At 45.4% G+C, this 19,286-nt stretch carries 18 protein-coding genes; 6 read left to right on the top strand and 12 right to left on the bottom strand.

Annotated elements, in window-relative coordinates:
• The first annotated feature begins 2 nt into the window (after window positions 1-2).
• Window positions 3-1,706 (top strand): FAD-dependent oxidoreductase, encoded by a 1,704-nt coding sequence (locus C1S73_RS23420; RefSeq protein ID WP_038870672.1) that lies wholly within the window; start codon window positions 3-5, stop codon window positions 1,704-1,706.
• A gap of 66 nt (window positions 1,707-1,772) precedes the next feature.
• On the opposite strand, the gene C1S73_RS23415 is transcribed toward C1S73_RS23420, so the two are convergent.
• The 8 genes from C1S73_RS23415 to C1S73_RS23380 form a co-directional block, all read right to left on the bottom strand.
• Window positions 1,773-1,991 carry a DUF6500 family protein gene (locus tag C1S73_RS23415; protein ID WP_005446898.1) on the bottom strand — a complete coding sequence of 73 codons (219 nt, stop codon included), beginning with the start codon at window positions 1,989-1,991 and terminating at the stop codon, window positions 1,773-1,775.
• A 99-nt stretch (window positions 1,992-2,090) separates the two neighbouring features.
• A complete protein-coding gene (locus C1S73_RS23410) occupies window positions 2,091-3,317 on the bottom strand; it encodes a carbohydrate porin (protein WP_038870670.1) in 1,227 nt (408 codons plus the stop codon).
• A gap of 111 nt (window positions 3,318-3,428) precedes the next feature.
• Window positions 3,429-4,061: a DUF3299 domain-containing protein gene (locus C1S73_RS23405; RefSeq protein WP_038870668.1), complete on the bottom strand. Its 633-nt coding sequence runs from the start codon at window positions 4,059-4,061 to the stop codon at window positions 3,429-3,431.
• Between the two features lie 79 nt (window positions 4,062-4,140).
• Window positions 4,141-5,472, bottom strand: a complete 1,332-nt coding sequence (locus tag C1S73_RS23400; protein WP_038870666.1) for a metal-dependent hydrolase family protein — start codon at window positions 5,470-5,472, stop codon at window positions 4,141-4,143.
• Between the two features lie 277 nt (window positions 5,473-5,749).
• A complete protein-coding gene (locus C1S73_RS23395; protein ID WP_038870664.1) occupies window positions 5,750-6,748 on the bottom strand; it encodes an AraC family transcriptional regulator in 999 nt (332 codons plus the stop codon).
• Window positions 6,749-6,811: 63 nt separating this feature from the next.
• On the bottom strand, window positions 6,812-7,276 hold the full coding sequence (locus C1S73_RS23390) for a hypothetical protein (protein WP_038870662.1): 465 nt from the start codon (window positions 7,274-7,276) through the stop codon (window positions 6,812-6,814).
• Window positions 7,277-7,317: 41 nt separating this feature from the next.
• Entirely contained in the window at window positions 7,318-7,821 is a 504-nt protein-coding gene (locus C1S73_RS23385; protein WP_038870660.1) for a hypothetical protein, read from the bottom strand.
• A 2-nt stretch (window positions 7,822-7,823) separates the two neighbouring features.
• The gene (locus C1S73_RS23380; protein WP_038870659.1) at window positions 7,824-8,282 is read right to left on the bottom strand and encodes a hypothetical protein; all 459 of its coding nucleotides are present in this window, start codon (window positions 8,280-8,282) and stop codon (window positions 7,824-7,826) included.
• 647 nt (window positions 8,283-8,929) lie between these two features.
• On the opposite strand from C1S73_RS23380, the gene uhpT reads away from it, so the two are divergent.
• The 5 genes from uhpT to manA all read left to right on the top strand — a co-directional run bounded on the left by uhpT (window position 8,930) and on the right by manA (window position 15,256).
• Window positions 8,930-10,327 (top strand): hexose-6-phosphate:phosphate antiporter, encoded by a 1,398-nt coding sequence (uhpT, locus tag C1S73_RS23370; RefSeq protein ID WP_038870657.1) that lies wholly within the window; start codon window positions 8,930-8,932, stop codon window positions 10,325-10,327.
• A 136-nt stretch (window positions 10,328-10,463) separates the two neighbouring features.
• Entirely contained in the window at window positions 10,464-11,072 is a 609-nt protein-coding gene (uhpA, locus tag C1S73_RS23365) for a response regulator transcription factor UhpA (protein WP_005435246.1), read from the top strand.
• A complete protein-coding gene (gene uhpB, locus C1S73_RS23360; protein ID WP_038870655.1) occupies window positions 11,072-12,571 on the top strand; it encodes a signal transduction histidine-protein kinase/phosphatase UhpB in 1,500 nt (499 codons plus the stop codon). Before uhpA ends, uhpB begins: the two co-directional genes overlap by 1 nt.
• A 5-nt stretch (window positions 12,572-12,576) precedes the next feature.
• Window positions 12,577-13,917: an MFS transporter gene (gene uhpC, locus C1S73_RS23355; protein ID WP_038870653.1), complete on the top strand. Its 1,341-nt coding sequence runs from the start codon at window positions 12,577-12,579 to the stop codon at window positions 13,915-13,917.
• A 118-nt stretch (window positions 13,918-14,035) separates the two neighbouring features.
• On the top strand, window positions 14,036-15,256 hold the full coding sequence (manA, locus tag C1S73_RS23350) for a mannose-6-phosphate isomerase, class I (RefSeq protein ID WP_038870651.1): 1,221 nt from the start codon (window positions 14,036-14,038) through the stop codon (window positions 15,254-15,256).
• Window positions 15,257-15,326: 70 nt separating this feature from the next.
• On the opposite strand, the gene C1S73_RS23345 is transcribed toward manA, so the two are convergent.
• From C1S73_RS23345 to C1S73_RS23330, 4 genes are read right to left on the bottom strand one after another with little or no spacing between them, the layout of a single operon-like run.
• Window positions 15,327-15,983 carry a potassium channel family protein gene (locus tag C1S73_RS23345; protein WP_038870649.1) on the bottom strand — a complete coding sequence of 219 codons (657 nt, stop codon included), beginning with the start codon at window positions 15,981-15,983 and terminating at the stop codon, window positions 15,327-15,329.
• The gene (locus tag C1S73_RS23340) at window positions 15,980-17,101 is read right to left on the bottom strand and encodes an AI-2E family transporter (protein WP_038870648.1); all 1,122 of its coding nucleotides are present in this window, start codon (window positions 17,099-17,101) and stop codon (window positions 15,980-15,982) included. Before C1S73_RS23340 ends, C1S73_RS23345 begins: the two co-directional genes overlap by 4 nt.
• 29 nt (window positions 17,102-17,130) lie before the next feature.
• Window positions 17,131-18,144 (bottom strand): DUF2955 domain-containing protein, encoded by a 1,014-nt coding sequence (locus C1S73_RS23335; RefSeq protein WP_017189078.1) that lies wholly within the window; start codon window positions 18,142-18,144, stop codon window positions 17,131-17,133.
• Window positions 18,134-19,255: an HlyD family secretion protein gene (locus C1S73_RS23330; protein ID WP_038870646.1), complete on the bottom strand. Its 1,122-nt coding sequence runs from the start codon at window positions 19,253-19,255 to the stop codon at window positions 18,134-18,136. The genes C1S73_RS23335 and C1S73_RS23330 overlap by 11 nt, the downstream gene beginning before the upstream one ends.
• Window positions 19,256-19,286 lie beyond the last annotated feature (31 nt).

Raw genomic sequence — 19,286 nt, 5'->3', positions numbered from 1 at the left:
CCATGAGCAAAATCGTGATTATTGGTGGTGTTGCTGGCGGTGCATCTGCAGCAGCTCGCGCTCGTCGTCTTAGTGAAGACGCAGAAATCATCATGTTTGAACGCGGTCCATTTGTGTCATTTGCAAACTGTGGCTTGCCGTACCACATTGGTGGCGATATTCAAGAACGCAGCAAACTGCTTCTTCAAACGCCTGAAAGCTTTTTAGCTCGTTTCAATGTTGATGTTCGTGTGATGAACGAAGTGGTTTCTATTAACCGCCAAGATAAAACGGTTACGGTTAACAACCTACTTGATGGCTCTGAATACCAAGAGAGCTACGACTTCCTTCTACTTAGCCCTGGTGCAGGTCCAGTTGTGCCGCCTATTCCGGGTATTGATAACCCGTTAACGCACTCGTTGCGCAATATTCCAGATATGGATCGCATCATTAAGACGATCGAAACCAACAAAGTGGAACATGCTACAGTCGTTGGTGGTGGTTTTATCGGTTTGGAAATGATGGAAGCCTTCCACCAGCTTGGCGTAAAAACCACATTGGTTGAAATGGCGGATCAAGTGATGACGCCCGTTGACCGAGAAATGGCTGGTTTTGCTCATGCAGAAATTCGTGAGAAAGGCATCGACCTGCGCTTAGGCGTTGCTCTATCTTCTGTTGAATATATTGCGAACCAATCTGTCGCTAACAACGAAGCGGGTGAAGATGACGCGCACCAACACCTTCAAGGAAAGCTGACACTGTCTCTAAACAATGGTGACCAACTTAATACCGATATCCTAATCATGGCGATCGGTGTTCGCCCTGAGACAAAACTTGCACAAGAAGCCGGTCTTCAAATTGGTGCGCTAGGCGGTATTTACACCAACGAGTATATGCAGAGCAGCGATCCTTCTATTTATGCCGTTGGTGATGCGGTTGAAGAGAAAGACTTTGTCACTGGCGAACAAACACTTGTTCCGTTGGCAGGTCCGGCAAACCGTCAAGGTCGTATGGCAGCAGACAACATGCTTGGCCGCCAAGAAACTTATCAAGGTACACAAGGCACGGCGATCTGTAAGATCTTTGATTTAGCCGTTGCTTCTACTGGTAAAAACGAGAAGCAGCTTAAACGTGAAAACATCGCTTATGAAAAAGTGTATGTCCACACAGCTAGCCACGCGAGTTACTACCCTGGCGCAGAAACTGTGTCGTTCAAAATGCTGTTTGATCCATTAACCGGAAAGATTTTAGGTGCGCAAGCAGTAGGTAAAGACGGCGTTGATAAACGTATTGACGTAATGGCAGTTGCTCAGCGTGCTGGCATGACGGTAGAACAGCTGCAACACCTTGAGCTAACTTACGCGCCACCTTATGGCTCAGCGAAAGATGTGATTAACCAAGCGGCTTTCGTTGCGAACAACATCATTAAAGGTGACGCAACAGCGATTCATTTTGATGAGATTGACAACCTGTCAGAAAACCAGGTGCTGCTTGATGTTCGTAATCCGGGAGAATTGGAATCTGTAGGCTTCATTAAAGGCGCGATCAATATTCCTGTCGACCAGCTTCGCCAACGTATGAATGAACTGCCGAAAGACAAAGAGATCGTGATTTATTGTCAGGTCGGTTTGCGCGGTAACGTCGCTTATCGTCAACTGGTCAACTCAGGGTTTAAAGCACGTAACCTACTTGGCGGTTACCGTACTTATAAGTTCGCACAAGCTTAATCGCTGATTCTAAAAATCTAAGGTTTAGGGCTGAAAATAAAAAAGAGGCACGTAATGTGCCCCTTTCTACATCTCGGATTCGACTAATTGAATAATCTTGGTCGCTTTTTCGAAGTGATCGAGTTGATGAGTTTGAATCCACCAAGTCGCCGCTTCCATCAATAACTCAGGATTGTCATTCTTATTGGCGAAAAAGGCATAAAAGGACACACCAACATTGTCGCCTTTCTGCTCTATTTTCTTCTTACACACCTGAATGATTTTGTCTCTTAACGCGATGTTCATTGCCTTTCCCTTTCTCTTCGCAATAGCAAAATTAACCCAAAACAAGAATAACTGTATTTATATACAGTTATTCTTAATAAGGCAAATAAACATAATCATCTAGATGAATATTCTCGCGCGAAGACCTAATACCCAAGTGCTGCTTTTGTTCGAAAATGCTGGGTCTTTAATGTATTGAATATCAGGGGTAATTTGAATGTAGTCGTTTAACTGCATGTTGTAGTAAAGCTCGGCAGTGAACTGTTCAGAGTCATCCACACCATAGGCTTGCTCTAGGTTATCGTTAACATGGCTCCAGTTAACAGCGAAGCCGAGGTTGTTGGTTGGCTTACCTAAACCAAAATAACCAATCCCCACCGTTAGGGAGCGATCATAAAGCGCCACATCACCTTCCGAAAAGCCACCACGAACAAATGGCATTAATTGCTCTGTAGCAAAGTAGCTTGCTGAAAAGTTAATACCCTGTCCGCTGTCTTTATTCGTTAGGTTATGTTGCGTGTCGCCATCTAAATGCCAAGCCGTTAGGTGAACATTATCGGTATAGATTTGGTCTTGTGACGCCGTCCAACCTAGCTCGAACGTGGTAAACAATTTATGATCGTTGAATAAGGTATCGAAGCCATCAAATGGCTCATCTGAACGCCCTTTACCATCAGCGACACCTGCAACCATATAGAAGTTATCAGTCAGCATGTGTCCCACGGCTAAGCCGAGAATCCCATCATCCGGTAGACCAATCGAGCCTCCACCAGTACTGAATGCAAGGTTAGTAAATCCGGTCCAAGGGCTTGCCAATGCATAGGCATCAACGTAGTCAGTCGTATCTAGGAAACCCACCATGAAGGAAGTTTTGCCATCATTCAGTTTTTGTTTCCAGTATAGGTTGGTTAGACGAGCTCCTTGATCGCTGTATGCTGGACCAATCATGCCTGCATAACCAAGCCCATTTCCGATAAAGCTGAACTCTTTTGGTGACAAATCGTTGTAAGCATGGCGATGTTCGACTTTCCAAACCAGACCGCCTGTATTGCCAGAATCAAGACCGATCAGATCCCAGCTACCATAAAAGCGAGCAACACCAGCACTTGCCGTATCTTCACCACCACTTTGAGGGGTTGAGGCCGTTAGTCCAAGGAATTGATAATCCAGACCGAAAGTAACATTGTGTTCTTCAGCTAATGACTCACGCCATGAGCGTTTTTCTCGAGCATTTTCTGCAATAGTATTGTCTACCGTATCGGGGCTACCAAAGTTCGCCGCGTTAACCGATGACGCCATTACAAGTGAAAGAGCGATAAAACTAAGCTTGGGAACAGTTACTTTCATGTCTGGGTTCTCATTAAATTGATTTCTAGAAAGAGATTTTAATGATTCAGAGTTTTGAAAATTGCCATTAAGCGACAGCTCACTGCTTTATGTCATTTCGATAATAGACTCTTATTGGTAAGGTCGGATAGAAACCTCGTCCATTTGGTAGATAGTTTCTACGTTCGCAGCACCATCAGAGTATGAAACGTCTGCTTTGGTCTTTTTCACGTGCAGATCCCCTTTCACCCAAATTGGTTCGTAAAGAGAAGTCAGTTTCAAACCTTTCGGGTAATCAACCAACACAATCTGGTTTGCTGGAGGTGGTGGTGTATGGATACATGCGCCCATGGTTGGAACAAGGAAGAATTTTGTGACAACGTCATTGTTAAATTCTACTGGCGTTACAAAGCCTGGAATTTCATAAGTATCTTCGGTAAGTGTTGCGTTTGGCATTGATGCCAACATACGACGATGTTCAGTAATTTCGTTTCGCTTTTTGAACAACCATTCAATGTCTAACTCGTCAGCTTTTAAACTGTCCTCTAACTCTTTCATGGTTTGCTTCTGTTGCTCATTAAGATTTTGAGAATCGCGGTATCTTGCAAGAGAACCAAGTTCGAAAAGCTGTTGATCGGTAAGTTTTACAAATGGGTCTTCAATTTGAGGAACATTGACTGGCAATAATTGCTGCCAACTAAGTTGGTCGGCGGATACATTTGATGAAGCCAGCAAAACTAAGCCAGCTAATAGGTACTTCTTCATACGTTCCCTTGAATCGTTCTTTGTCTTTTAGAGAAAAATTTGGGGACAGCCTTCGTCCCCAAATAGTCGAAAGAGTTTACTACAAGGTGTTCTTGTGGATCTTGCCGTCTTTCATAATTATTTTGAATTTATCTTGGTAATCGTTAAGAACTGTGATGTCTTGCAAAGGATTTCCATCCACCAGCACCACATCGGCATAAGCCCCCGGCTCTACAACTCCGAGCTTTCCGTATTTATATGGATTCATACCACCCGACCAACTAAGCACTTCTGCTGCGTTCGATGTGCCCATCTTCATGATTTGATAAGGGGTAAATCCGACTTTCTCCATCCAAACCATGTTGTCTGCTTGGCGCGTATTGTAAGACGGGCCAAACATATCGCCGCCCGTTACAATCAACAAGTCGTATTTACGCGCCCACTCAAACATCTGTTTCGCGCCTTCGTTTACTTTGGTCGCTTTGGCTTTTTGATCGGGACTGAAGAAGGTGATCTTTTCTGGTTCTGCAAAGGCTTCAAGAGACATCACTGCTTGAGCAGATAGCGCTACGCCCTTCTCTTTCATTCGTTTGATAGTTTCCTCAGAGATAAGGAAATTATGTTCGATAACTTTCACGCCAGCATCAATGGCGCGATTAACCGAACGGTCATGATAAGCGTGGGCCATGACATAAGTGCCATAGTCTTCCGCTACGCCCACAATCGCTTCCATTTCTTCTTTGGAGAATTGCGTCATATGGATTGGGTCAAACTCACTTGCGACGCCGCCGCCAGCCATGATCTTGATTTGAGTTGCCCCCGAGCGAAGGTTCTGACGCGCAGCACGACGAGCCTCTGTTTCACCATCAACGATATAGCCAAAGCCGTGGCGTTCGAGATCGTCAACGCGTCCTGGTACATCATTGAAGCTGCCGGTATCAGCGTGGCCGCCTGTTTGACTCAAGAAACCGCCTGCTGGGAAGAGTCTTGGGCCTTCTAGCAAACCATTGTTGATGGCTTTTGCCATACCAAGAATATTACAGCCTGCGTCACGAGCCGTCGTAAAGCCTTGGTCGAGGTACTGCATCATGGAAACGTGAGCACGTGCACCCATCGCCATTTGGTCGTAACCATCTCGACCTACCAACATGCCTTCCTGAATACACATGTGTGAGTGCATGTCGATCAAGCCAGGGATCATGGTTAAGCCTTCGCCATTAATCGTTGTGGTTTGCTTGTCGGTTTTTATCGGTTTAGCCGAAATCTCTTTGATTAAGTTATCGACAACCAATACGTTCTGGTTTTGCAGTAGCTTTTCATCCGTGCCATTGAAAACATCGACGTTGGTAAACAGCGTTGAGGCTGCATTGGCATTGAGGACGAACGCACAAGATAGCGCAACTAAAGAAAGGTTCTTCTTAGAAATTGTCATTATTACACCTATGTTTTTGGATAGTTGGGGTCCATTTCCTATAACCTCCCTGTTTAAACAGCGGCGTTATGAGGGCATCTATTTCAGTGATCACCAAAAACAACTGATCAGATAAAAACACATATGAAACAGACGACTTACGTTAAAAACATAGAAGTCATGATGATGATTTTCAAGGTGGTTTAATTGCCTTTACACGACAACATGCGGACATTGTTATAGAAATGTGAGTTGAGACGAAAACCTCCGATTATTCAGAGGTTTTATGTGTAACTGATTAAGACAAGGATTGACGGTACGCTTTAGGTGTGACTTTCATCATTCGCTTAAACGCACGGGTGAAATGAGCAGAATCGGAGTAGCCTGTTTTGAGCGCAATATGGGTGATACTCAGGTCTCGGTCCGCTAAAAGCTCTAGCGTTTGTTTCAGCACCAAACCTTCGATCACTTCTCTATACGTCGTATCCTCATTTGCTAGCCGCCTTTGTATGGTGCGAGCATTCATGTCAATCAACTCGCCAGCAAACTGGATAGAGATCTTACCCATCGAGAGATAAGGCGTGAGCGCCCTTGCTAAGGCATCGCTGAACTTATCATCCTCACCACGAAAACTTGTATTTGGCGCCGTTTGAGATGGTGTGAAAGCAATCGGCTGGTTAATCCATTCATTAGGAATTGAGATTGCAGTAACCGGTCGACCAGTAAAGAACTGCGCACTCTTCATACCCGGCAACAGATTGAAAGGTTCGGCTTCTACATCTTGAATTCCGACTTCTGCTAATCGCCATTGGGCGCCAACAAGCTTTTTAAGCAACTCATTCATGAACATCGCGGAGAACATTTCTGCGTAACGGAACCAGTCCCTTTCTGCGTTCTGTTTTTCTCTCACTAGCCACCATTTCCCGCCGCGCGATTGAACAGAAATACTGACGTTATCAGAGATTTGTTTAAGCAGTTGGGATACCTCTTCTAGCGCTGCTTTTAGCGAGTGAGTTTGAGTAATTTGATTCGCAAATCTAGGCACATAGATGTCGTGACAAAGCGTCCAAGTTAGCAAGGCAAACTTCTCTGGTGATGCACGTTCCCCCAGCGTTTGGAAGACGGCTTTTAGCGCGCTCTCAGGAACAAACGCGTCAAGGGATTGGTTAGACAAGATATCCTGTGGCATTCGGGCGGATTCAAGTAATGAGTGAATATCACCATCAAGCTCATTGAGCATAGTGGCAAAAAGCTTTACTTCTTCCGAGTGAACCAAAGGAATATCTGTATTGGGCATGCAAGCTATCATCTTAAAATACCAAGGATTATTCTAGTTTATGCACAAACTTCCGAGCTGTCATTAATAGCAATCTAAGTGCCATTCCATATTGAGAGAGAACTCACCTGCAGGCATCTGATACTCGTTCATATCAACTCTGGCGCTGATTCGGACTTCTTTACTCGAATCTAATTGCTCAAGGTTTAGCTCAATGCCTTGCCGCCAGAAGTCAAGATTACCGACAAAACGTTCCGGCGTTTCCACTTTAAAGTGAATACGTTCCGGACTGATGGTCTCTGCGCCCATATCAATATTGAAATAGGACAAACGAAAATAGAGACGTTTATCTCGGTTATTCGCAAGTAGTTTGAGCGTTAATGAATCAGTGCCAAATCTTCGACCGAAATGAATTTCGCCACGCTCTTTAATCACTTCAATGCCACAAGACTCATCGATATGTTTATGAAAATGAACTTGGGCCGCACGAGAAAGCGAACTCACGCTTAATAGCGCGACTGCTAATAATGAAATTAGAAATTGCTTCATAAGAAAACAAGCCCTATTAAAGGGCTTTCATTAATTTATTATTAATCACACTCGATGACCCAATTAGTGACTAATGTATATTGGTCAGCATCCAAATTGCTTTCATCGACATTAATTCGAGCGGACAAGTCAACTAGGTTATTATTTCGAATGTCATCACGGGAATATTCTATGCCTGACTCCCAATCTTTAGCATTCATATTTGCTTGATGGACGCCACCGGATTTAAACCACACATCTTCTTTGTCGATATTATCACCTAGATCATTATCGCTCATAGGTTCAAGACTCAGTTCAATTTTTCCGTCGTCTTCGTTATTAATCAACTTAACTTGAGCTTTGGAATCGTTGTATTGCTCACCAAAAGCAAGATCAGCGTTCGCTACGGTAACATCTATGCCGCATTGCTCTTGAATAGTCGCACTGAACGTGACGTCGTCACTTGTTGCTTCATCCTTATCTCCTGGTGGTTTCGCGTGAGCGCTCGTTGCCGCAATAAGTGCTGCTAGCAACGCAATGCGGACTGGTCGTTTCTTGAGTTTCATGTTTACTCCGAAAAAGTGGTTTGAGTTTTCTTCATTCTCTTGAGCCTTTGTGTTTCTGCTTGAATTTGCAGAAGCTTCAGCTCGTGCTCTGCCTGAGCGAGTTCTTCCTGCCGTTTTCTCTCTCGCAATTCGAATTCATAAAGACGAGTGCAATCGACTCGTTCCTCACCACCGAATTGAAAAGTCAGTGACGCGTATACGCCCGCCTCATCTTGGTTTTGCTGGTAATAGTTGTTGTAGTAGTTATCACTGTCTTCTTGACCCGTTGCGCCATACGTACCGACCTGAAAGGTTTTACCAGTTGAGACGGCTTGCTCACAGGTTGCGCCTTCAGACGTTCTGATTCTGTCTGTACCCGATGGGTTAGAAACACTAGGAATAGGATTTGCGATAACAGCAAAACTCAGCAGTAACAAAGGCAAGCCACAATACAGAACACGCTTGCTAGCAATCGTGATCATGCATTAATACCTTTTTAACCGGATGTTAGAACACACTTCGTAGCTATTTGGTGTGTTATTCACCATTCGAGTACAAATTTTCTTTTTGCTTATTTGGCCCGCAGGTGTTTTGACTCGAACGTTTAATGACACTTCCTGTTGAGGATCGAGTGTTATTTTGCTGTTGAACGTCTTATCATCGATTCTGAGATAATAATCCGCTTTTTTGTTGTACTTATTCTTTAAAAGAAATTGAACTTCCGTCATATCGGTATATGCGGTGAACTCTCTCTCTTTCCAAATATGTAAATTTGCCGATGCACTGCCAGAGATTAGCATCGTTAATATAATCACCTTTCGTATCATGGCTTATTACCTTGAGAAGAAATCAGACGGTGATTTTATTTTGCGCAGTTTTTAATCCTTACCATTTTACGCCAAGGAAGAAACTAACTAGGTGACTGGATGCTTATCGCTCGAACTAAGGCTATCCCGCACAGAGTGTGATGATTTTCACGCTTTCTTAATCAACAATCGTTTTCTAGGAATTTTTCCTAGCCGATCTAAGCCCTCCTCTCATGTGGTTCAAAAGAGGACTCTCTACAATCGTCGACAGTTAAAAGAAAGCGAGCACGCAAGTGCATCACACTAATACAAGAGAGTTCACGATGTTAAGATTCCTTGAACAAGTCCGAAAGCCTACCCTCGACCTTCCTGTCGAAGCACGTAGAAAAATGTGGTTTAAGCCATTTATCCAATCTTACCTAGTGGTATTTATTGGCTACTTGACCATGTATCTGATCCGTAAAAACTTCAACGTCGCGCAAAATGACATGATTTCAACTTACGGCTTGTCGATGACAGACCTAGGCTTGATTGGTCTCGGTTTCTCGATCACTTACGGCATCGGTAAGACCGTAGTCTCCTACTACGCCGATGGTAAGAACACCAAGCAATTCCTCCCTTTTATGCTTATCCTTTCTGGTCTGGCGATGCTTGGTTTCAGCTTCAGCATGGGTGGCGGTAGCGCGAGCTTGTTCATGATGGTCGCATTCTATGCACTGAGTGGTTTCTTCCAAAGTACTGGTGGTCCTTCTAGTTACTCGACCATCACTAAGTGGACGCCGCGTAACAAGCGTGGTTCTTATCTAGGTCTTTGGAACATGTCTCACAACGTAGGTGGTGCGGGTGCCGCAGGTGTAGCTCTGTTTGGTGCAAACTACTTGTTCGACGGTCACGTAATCGGCATGTTCGTGTTTCCTTCTATCATTGCGATCATCGTTGGTTTCATTGGCATGCGCTTTGGTAACGACTCTCCAGAAGCATATGGTCTAGGTAAAGTTGAAGAGCTATTTGATGAAGCAGTCAGCGAAGAAGACGAAGCGGCTGAAGAAAATCAAATGACCAAGAAAGAAATCTTTGTTGAGTACGTACTGAAAAACAAAGTTATCTGGCTACTTTGCTTTGCAAACATCTTCCTTTACATCGTGCGTATCGGCATCGACCAATGGTCAACGGTCTACGCTTACCAAGAACTCGGTCTATCAAAAGAAACAGCAATCTCTGGCTTTACCCTATTCGAAGTAGGTGCGCTTGTGGGGACTCTGATGTGGGGTTACCTGTCTGACCTTGCGAACGGTCGCCGTGCGCTAGTGGCTTGTGTTTCTTTGGGTTTGATCATCGTATCACTTGAGTTCTACCAACACGCAACGAGCGAGTTCATGTACCTAGCGTCGCTATTTGTTCTAGGCTTCCTCGTGTTTGGTCCTCAACTGCTTATCGGTGTTGCTGCAGTTGGCTTTGTTCCTAAAAAAGCAATCAGTGTTGCAGATGGCGTAAAAGGCACATTCGCTTACCTAATTGGTGACAGTTTCGCGAAACTGGGTCTTGGTATGATTGCAGACGGCACGCCAATCTTTGGTCTAACGGGTTGGAAAGGCACGTTTGCTGCCCTAGATACCTCTGCAATGATTTGTATTGTTTTGCTGGCTTTCGTTGCTATCGCGGAAGAGAAAAAGATCCGTCAAAACAAGAAAAAGCTTGAACTCGCAGAAAACCAAGCTTAATCAAACAGCGCGCTTTGCCAGTCAAAGCGCGCTAGATCATTAAATAAACTTGGTCAATTTAGTATCATAGTAGGTTTTTATTGGGCTCTTTGAGAGCTCATTTTCGTTTGTGTATTGCTGAAGTTTGGTATTTAAGATGATTAACGTAGCGCTTGTTGATGACCATGTCATTGTTCGTTCTGGATTTGCTCAATTGCTGAGCCTTGAAACAGACATGAATGTTGTAGGTGAATTTAGCTCGGTAGCAGAAGCTCGAGTGGGATTACCTGCGTGCAAGCCAAATGTAGTTATCCTCGATATCTCGATGGCAGACGAAAGTGGGCTTACCCTACTGTCCGAAATCCCTTCTGGCATTGCTTGTGTCATGCTTAGCGTGCATGACTCTCCGGCAATGGTTGAAAAGTCACTTAAACTCGGCGCAAAAGGTTACCTAAGTAAACGTTGTAGCCCAGATGAGTTGATTCAAGCTGTAAGAACTAGCGCATCGGGCGGCTGTTATTTAACGCCGGATATTGCGTTGAAGTTGGCAACACCGAGTGACAAAGCGGCGACGCTGACTCAACTGACACGTCGTGAAAACGAAGTGTGCCAATTGCTGGCTCGTGGTTTGGATGTGAAGTCTATCGCCACTGAGCTTGGCTTAAGCCATAAAACCGTTCACGTTCACCGTGCAAACGCCATGGATAAGCTTGGCGTAAAGAACAACGTTGAGCTCGCCAAACTGTTCTCTCAAGAGTCGTTTTAATGCGTAGCTACACCATCACCTCCATTTGCGGTTTATTCATGACAGGATGCTCGTGGTTCTGTCTGTGGGTGATCGCTTATTACTTTGTGAACGATGCAGAGCTTGCGATCTTGTTGTTCCCCTTCGCGTTGCGTTTGGGGTTAACACTGCACACGCGCACAAAGTATTGGGCAACGATTTACCTTGCCGAATGGGGGCTGACCGTTGCACTCGCTCTACTTCTTGAACAGCCACAATGGTTGATGGTGTTGGTGGCCAGCGTGTTGAGTATTCCAGTGGTTTACCTTGCTAAGCGTTATTACAAAGGCGATCAGAACCAACATTTAGCGGTGATGGCGGTCGTGTTGCTCGTGACGTCTTGCATTAACGTACTGGCGGTTGGCTATCATGTTCAATCTGCCTATATGGCATGGTTAGCGAGCATTGCGGGCGGTTTGTTGGTGCTGCCGATGTGTTACTTGCTCTGGAATTATCTCTTCCAAAGCCCTTGGTCACCGCTGACCTCGAACTTGTTAGCCAACGAAGTTCAATTCAAAGTTCGTCATATTCTGCTTTATAGCGTGCTGTTGATTGCCAGCATTTTGGTTCAAACCAGCTTGCCTGATGAACTGGCTCGATTTGCACCTTTCTGTATGGCGATCCCAATCATCGTCTTGGCACTGCGTTACGGTTGGCAAGGTGCACTGCTTGCGACCATGTTAAACAGTATTGCCTTGATCGCTGCGCGAAGTGGTGTATCGAACCTAGAAATCACTGACCTGCTGTTGTCCCTTTCGGCACAAACCTTAACGGGCATCATGCTCGGTTTAGCGGTGCAGAAACAAAAAGATCTTAACCAAAAGCTGCGTGGCGAATTGTCGAGAAACCAAACCTTGTCTCGACAACTCATTCAAGCGGAAGAGTCGGTGCGTCGTGATGTAGCAAGGGAGCTGCACGATGAAATTGGTCAGAACATCACAGCGATCCGTACCCAAGCGAGCATCATTAAGCGGGTTGATAATGCCGAAATGAACACACGCTGTGCCGACATGATCGAAAACCTATCACTTAATGTTTATGACACCACCAAACATTTGCTGAGCAAACTGCGTCCGAAAATGCTCGACGATCTGGATTTGAAGGATTCCGTTCACCAGTTAACCCGTGAAATGGAGTTCGACAATCATGGCACTAGCGTTGCGCTTGATTGGCAAGGTGACTATGAGTCTTTAGGCGACACGTTGAAAGTCACCCTATTCCGTTTGTGCCAAGAAGCGTTAAATAACGCAGCCAAATATGCGTGTGCGACGTCAATCGTTATTGAGCTGTCTATTGACGAGAACATTTCGTTGAACATCGCTGACAACGGCATTGGTTTCAAAACCGAAGACTGCATGAAAGGCATGGGCGTTCGCGGCATGCAAGAACGAGTGCAAGCGCTTGGTGGAAAAATGTATATCTACTCTTTGAACGATCATGTTGATGGTACGCAAATCGCCATCACATTACCTAAGGTGTAACGAGCATGTTTGGATTATTTCAGTCTCCGAGCTACAACCAAGCTCCCCTTAGCAAAGACCAAGTGGATGAACGTTATCGTTATTGGCGTCTGCACATCATGCTGGGCATGTATCTTGGTTATGCGGGCTTTTACTTTACTCGTAAAACATTCAACTATGCCGCACCCGCAATGATTGCTGATCTGGGTCTAGATAAAGCCGATATCGGTATGATTGGGACGCTTTTCTACATCACCTACGGCTTATCTAAGTTTATTTCGGGTACCATTTCTGACCGTTCTAACCCTCGCTTTTTCATGGGTGTCGGTTTAATCGCGACTGGCTTGATCAATATCGCGTTTGGCTTCTCTAGCTCTTTGGTTGCACTCACTGCACTGTGGGTAATGAATGCATGGTTCCAAGGTTGGGGCTGGCCTTCGTGCTCTAAGTTACTTACGACGTGGTATTCGCGCTCAGAACGTGGCTTTTTGTGGGCAATTTGGAACACGGCTCATAACGTAGGTGGCGCGTTAATTCCCCTACTCGTTGGATTTCTTACATTCCATTACAGCTGGCGAGAAGGCTTTATCGTACCGGGCGTAATCGGCGTGATTCTTGGTGTGGTTGTTTGTTGGCGCTTGCGTGATAAACCGACCACTCAAGGGCTACCAACGGTTGGTCAATGGCGAGATGACAAGTTAGAACTCGCTCAAGAAAATCACGGACAAGGTCTGAGTTATAAAGAAATCCTCAAACAGTACGTGTTCAACAACAAGTACATTTGGTTGCTCGCATTTAGCTATGTTCTGGTTTACATCGTGCGCACCGCTATCAATGACTGGGGTAACTTGTACCTAACAGAACAACATCACTACAGCCTAATCAATGCTAACGCTGCGCTGTCGATGTTTGAAATCGGTGGCTTTGTTGGTTCTCTCGTGGCTGGTTGGGGCTCGGATAAATTGTTCGGTGGTAACCGAGGCCCAATGAACCTATTGTTTGCCGCAGGTATATTCCTATCTGTCGCCGCACTGTGGTTGATGCCGTTAACCAACTTCGCGTTCCAAGCGGCGGGATTATTCTCAATTGGTTTCTTTGTGTTTGGTCCACAAATGTTGATTGGCATGGCTGCAGCGGAATGTTCACACAAAGATTCTGCTGGTGCAGCAACGGGCTTTGTTGGTTTGTTTGCTTACATGGGTGCCGCACTTTCTGGCTACCCATTGGCATTGATTCTTGAAGAATACAGCTGGACTGGATTCTTTATCACCATCTCGGTATGCGCAGCCGTTATTGGCTTGCTGTTGTTACCGTTCTTGCAGGCTCAACCTTCGAGAAAGCCGCTCGCTCCCAAGCTTAGGTTGTAGACATCTGATTGTAGAAGCGACTTCTACACCTCTTAGGGTGAGTTAACCGCTCACCCGTCCAATCTCCACTATTTTTTGCTTCCGATTCAGTTCGGAGGGTTTTCTACGGGTAAAATTCATGAATTCGAATACTATTTCATCAAAATGCTTCTTCAAAATGGACAATAAAATCCAAAACTACGACTGGGGAAGTCGCACTGCTATCCACGATTTGTTTGGTTTTGCTAACGAAGCTCAACAACCTCAAGCCGAAGTTTGGATGGGTACGCATCCGAATGGTTGCTCTATCGTTACACAAGGAAACACTACTGCTTCGAGTACAAATGTTTCATTATCAGAATTGATCAACCAGGATCCGTCAGCGTTTCTATCCCAAAGCACGGCAGAAGCCTTTGGTGATCTACCTTTCCTCTTCAAGATTCTTGCGGCGGATAAAGCCTTGTCTATTCAGGTGCACCCAAACAAGCAAGATGCGGAGCTAGGTTATGCAAAAGAACAACAGTTAGGTGTCCCGCTGAGTGCATTCAATCGTAATTACAAAGATGCGAACCATAAGCCAGAGCTGGTTTACGCACTTACTGAATACCAAGCGATGAACGGCTTTCGTCCATTTGATGAAATCATCGCTGAGTTCCGCCTGTGTTACATTCCTGAAATCAACGGCTACCTAGAACAATTTGAGCGTAATCCCAACCAAGATGGGTTGTGTCAGTTCTTCGTAGAGATTCTTTCCATGGAAGAAGCACGCAAGGTTAACGCCGTGGATCACTTATTAAGTTACGCAGCAGCCAATCAAGGCCCTGTGTGCGAATTGATTTTAGACCTTGCTGCTCAGTACCCGAATGACGTGGGTTTGTTTGCCCCATTACTGCTGAATGTTATTACGTTAAAACCCGGTGAAGCCATGTTCTTAAGCGCAAGAACGCCTCATGCTTACATCAAAGGCACTGGTCTGGAAATAATGGCGAACTCAGACAACGTACTTCGCGCTGGTTTAACACCAAAACACATGGATGTGGAAGAACTGGTTAAGTGTACCGACTTCATCCCAAAACCAATGAATACGCTACTAACCCATGCAGCAATCAACGGCTGTGAGCATCACTTCCCTGTTCCTGTACAAGACTTCAAATTCTCTGTGTTCCAAGATCCAAAAGATCAACAAGTTGAGATGAGCAGTGCGGAAATCTTGATGCCGATCGATGCGGACGTAACGCTGCTTGCAAAAAGCGGCGAAACATTGGTGCTTGCCAAAGGGCAATCGGCTTTCATTCCTGCTTATGTGGGTAGCTACACGATCCGTTGTGAAGGTCGCGTTGCTCGTGCGTTTAATGGCTAAGTTCATTTCCTGTTAAAACAAAAATGGCGGAGACTTTTCATCTCCGCCATTCAAACCATTCACTTGTTTGCTAACTCTGTGCTTGAGCCAAACGAATACTCACCAGACTTGCCACCATGATGGCTAAGTAAAAGCTCCCGACTATCGCTTCAAAGAAAACGAAGAACTGAGCCACTGGAACCGTTGGTGAAATGTCACCATAGCCTACTGTCGTTAATGTGATAAAGCTAAAGTACAAAGCATTAAACAAGTTCGACAGCCAAGGTTTTGCTTCTAATCCTGTGAAAGAGCTCGGGAAGAACTCCAACACCAACAAGTAAATCACCGCCCACGCAAGCCCTAGTAGCAGATAGATACAAATCGAACCGATAATGTGGTTTGTCGTTACCGACTTGGTTAATACTACCTGCTTTAGCGCCGAGTATATGTGCGAAAACAAGAACACCAATAACGCACCTAGCGTCAAAATGGACAGATCTAAATGCTCTAAGAACGACATCCCATAGGAGATGACGGCCACAATCAGTAACACGCCATACCATGTTCGGTTGGTTTTGTTCTTCTTATTGATACCAGCAATCGAAGCACCTAGTGTCACCACCAAAAGAGCAAGAACAAACTCCTGCCCATCTGGATAAAACTGATGCATCACGGCACAGCCAAAAAACAACGCAATAAGTGCAAAGAACAAAAAGTAAAAGTTATCTTCCCTGGTCATCGGTTTCATGATGCCACCTCTACTTTGTCTTCCTCCTTCGCTTTTTGGTCCATGTTCAGTGCTTTGTTTTCTTCAGTGTCCTCTTCATCTAACCAGTTCACCATTAATTGATAAGTCAGACTCAGTACCACGGCACCAACAAACAGACCAACGATACCAGACATTGCCATACCCCCCAGAGCACCTAGTAATGTCACAAGCATCGGTGTGTCTGAACCACGGCTTAGAAGAACTGGTTTAAGTACCGCGTCGCTTGCACTAACCAAGATACACCAAGCTAGGAAGATGCCAGCAACCAGTGTTGATTCGACACTAAACACGTAAATTATCGCAGGAATCAATGCCAGAATCGGAGGCAACTGAACAATCGCAATCAGAATCACAGCAACCATCCAAAGTGCAGCAGCAGGAACACCAACCGCGACCATACCAACACCCGCCATGACAGATTGAATCAGCGCAACGCCAATCACACCTTGAACGACACTGCGAACGGTCGATTTTGAAAGATCAATCAACGCTTCGCCTTTCTTGTTGGTGAGGCGATCTGCTAACTTGGTAAAACCTTTCTGGCAAACTTCAGCATTGCTCATGAATGCACCAGCAATCATGGTAGAAATAATGAACTGGATGAAACCACCACTTACCGAGCCAACAATAGATGCGGCTTGAGAAAGGAAGCCTTTCACTTGCTCGCCATACTTGACTAAGAAGCCTTCCATGTTGGTCGATGCATAGTTAATCGCAGCGAACAGCTTGTCACCCACGACAGGGATCTCTTTCAAGCTTTCTTGTGGCTTAGGTACAACTAAGGTGCCATCCTGCAACCCAGTGACGACCTCAGTGCCATTGGTATATAGACCAGATGAGAGCGCGATAAGTGGGATTAAAAGTAACAGTACACCGATAGTGCTGAGGAGCGCACTCGCCTTACCTTTTGAGATACCTAAGCGATTATGAAGGGACATCATGACTGGATAGAGCGCGATGGCAATAATACCGCCCCACACAACCAACATAATGAATGGACTAAGGATAGAGAAACACCACCAGATCAGTAACGCTACGGCTCCGATCTTGATAGCGGCGTCTATCGCCTGTTTAGAGAAATCATTTGAAGCTTTCATAGCGTTACCTTTTCACTGTCTGTTAAGTGTTATGTTTGCAAAAACTTCCATTGTCGGGTTTCCAAAAAGAGTGATGCGAGGATCATGTACGTCCCGACCAACACCAATTGGAAGATTCGGATAAATGTATTGCTGTCGATATCGCCAGAGCTCATTAGCGTGCTGCCGATTAAGACAAGCAAGGTACTGAACGCCGTGGCGAATATCGGTGCCTTCTCTGGCACGGTGTAAATCTTCTTCCCTATCAATACCGCCAATAACGCAATAAAGGCGGTGTAAAAGAATATGCTTGGCACAATCGCGAGAATCGAGAATGCCAAAATGGCAAGTATCCCGCCGATACCGTTACTGATGATTAAGAACGCGCTTAATTTGACTGACTTCTCTGACGTAATCATCAAAGACAGCAACGCGACAAACATCATGGTGAGCAGCGCTTCTGAAATCTGAAAGACAAAGAAGAAGCACACCACAGGAAACGAAATCAACATAGCTCGAAATGACGCGTGCCAACGTTGTTCTTTACCAATTGGTGGAGCCGCATAACCGGCGAACTCACTGTCTGGCTCTGGCAGATAAATATGAACCAAAGCAAAAATCGCCACCGATACCGCACCAGAAATCGCCAAGCCACTCGCGAGCACTACAGAAATCGCAGGGTTATTGATTGCCATAAACGGCAACATCAACACCGCAATCAACAAAATGGTCGCGAACAGATTCCATTTGGGGTCAGTAAACAAGTAGTAACCCCATGCCATCATCAAACCGACGGCAATCAGGAGAACAATTGGGTACTGAGTAATGCCTCCTGAAAGAAGCAGTCCCAATCCCATCGTGGCAATCAATGCCAGCAGCAACTCGTAAATCGTCTCTCTGTGAAGATTTGGCTTATCGACCAAGAACTTCGCGGTAAATACCGGCGCGACAAACGCCAGTTGCCAATTAATCCAAGCAGCGAGAAACACCGCCAGACCGACACCAATGGTGAAGCGCAAAATCCGGCGTTGAGTTGCGTTATCAATGCTCAGATTATCGGACATAAGACAGTACGCTCAGTAGACGAATCCAAAGTTTGCCAAGGGTGTTAAACATGAAGTTTTCACCGCTGTAGACAATCACGTCTGCTTGCCCGCCAACACGTAGCATTCCTGTTACCTCTTCACGATCAAACTCGATAGCGATTGGTAACATTTGCGTTTGGCGTAACCAGCCTGTTTGTTGGTTGGCTTGCGCGAGCTTGCCCGCTTGTTGGTTTTGTCCCCAATCGACACCCCAGTCGATGCTGCTGACTTTGCCTTTGATGACTTTGCCAGGAACAAAATCGAGGGCGATTTCTACTTCGTCACCAATGCTGACGTTGCCTAAACTGTTTTCACGAAAGTATGCTTCTATCCAGATGTCTTCTGTCGACACAAACGTCATGATTGGCTGACCTGCAGAAGCGTAGAAGCCTTCGGTCAAACTGAAGTTCGAAACACCGCCTTGAGTTGGCGCACGAATAACAGTACGTTCTAAGTTCAACTGAGCTTGCTCAAGTGCCAGCAATGCCGCTTTTACTTGGCTGTTATCTTCGCCTTCGGCACCCAGTTGTTGCTTCGCTTTTTCAAGATCCGCTTCCGCATTTACTACGTTCGCTCTTGCGGTTGCCAGTGATGCTCTCGCTTTGTCTGCATCCGATTTCGACACTACGCCTTTCTCTGCCATGGCAAGAACACGGTTGGCTTGCGCTTCTGTGTTTTGGCGTTCAACAATCGCTGAAGTTAACCTTGCTTGTGCCGAAGCGATTGACGCGGTTTGCGCTCCAACGTTTTGCCCTGCGATTTCAAGATTCTCTTCGGCTTGCTTCACTGCAATTTCATAATCTGACTTGTCGAGAACGGCGAGCTCATCACCTTCTTCAACAAGTTGGTTCGGACGAACCTTAATATCTAAAACGTTGCCAGAAACCTGAGGTTTTATCGGCACGATATAGCCTTTAACGCGTGCATTGTCAGTCACTGGAATGATGCGGTCTGACACAATGCTGAACCCGAGCATGACGACAATGAACAAAAGCAAATAGTTGGTGACCGTCTTTACTTTGTCTTTTTTATTCGTCTCTTTGTTTTCCGCCACTTCCGTTGGCTGTTTTTGTTTTTCGTTCTCGGACATGTTATCCCCTTGCCATTGAATAGATTGAACA

Origin of the sequence: Vibrio jasicida 090810c (genome assembly GCF_002887615.1) — a bacterium.
Lineage (GTDB): Bacteria > Pseudomonadota > Gammaproteobacteria > Enterobacterales > Vibrionaceae > Vibrio > Vibrio jasicida.
Note: the sequence above shows the minus strand (reverse complement) of the source record. Positions and strands in the feature narration are given on the sequence as shown.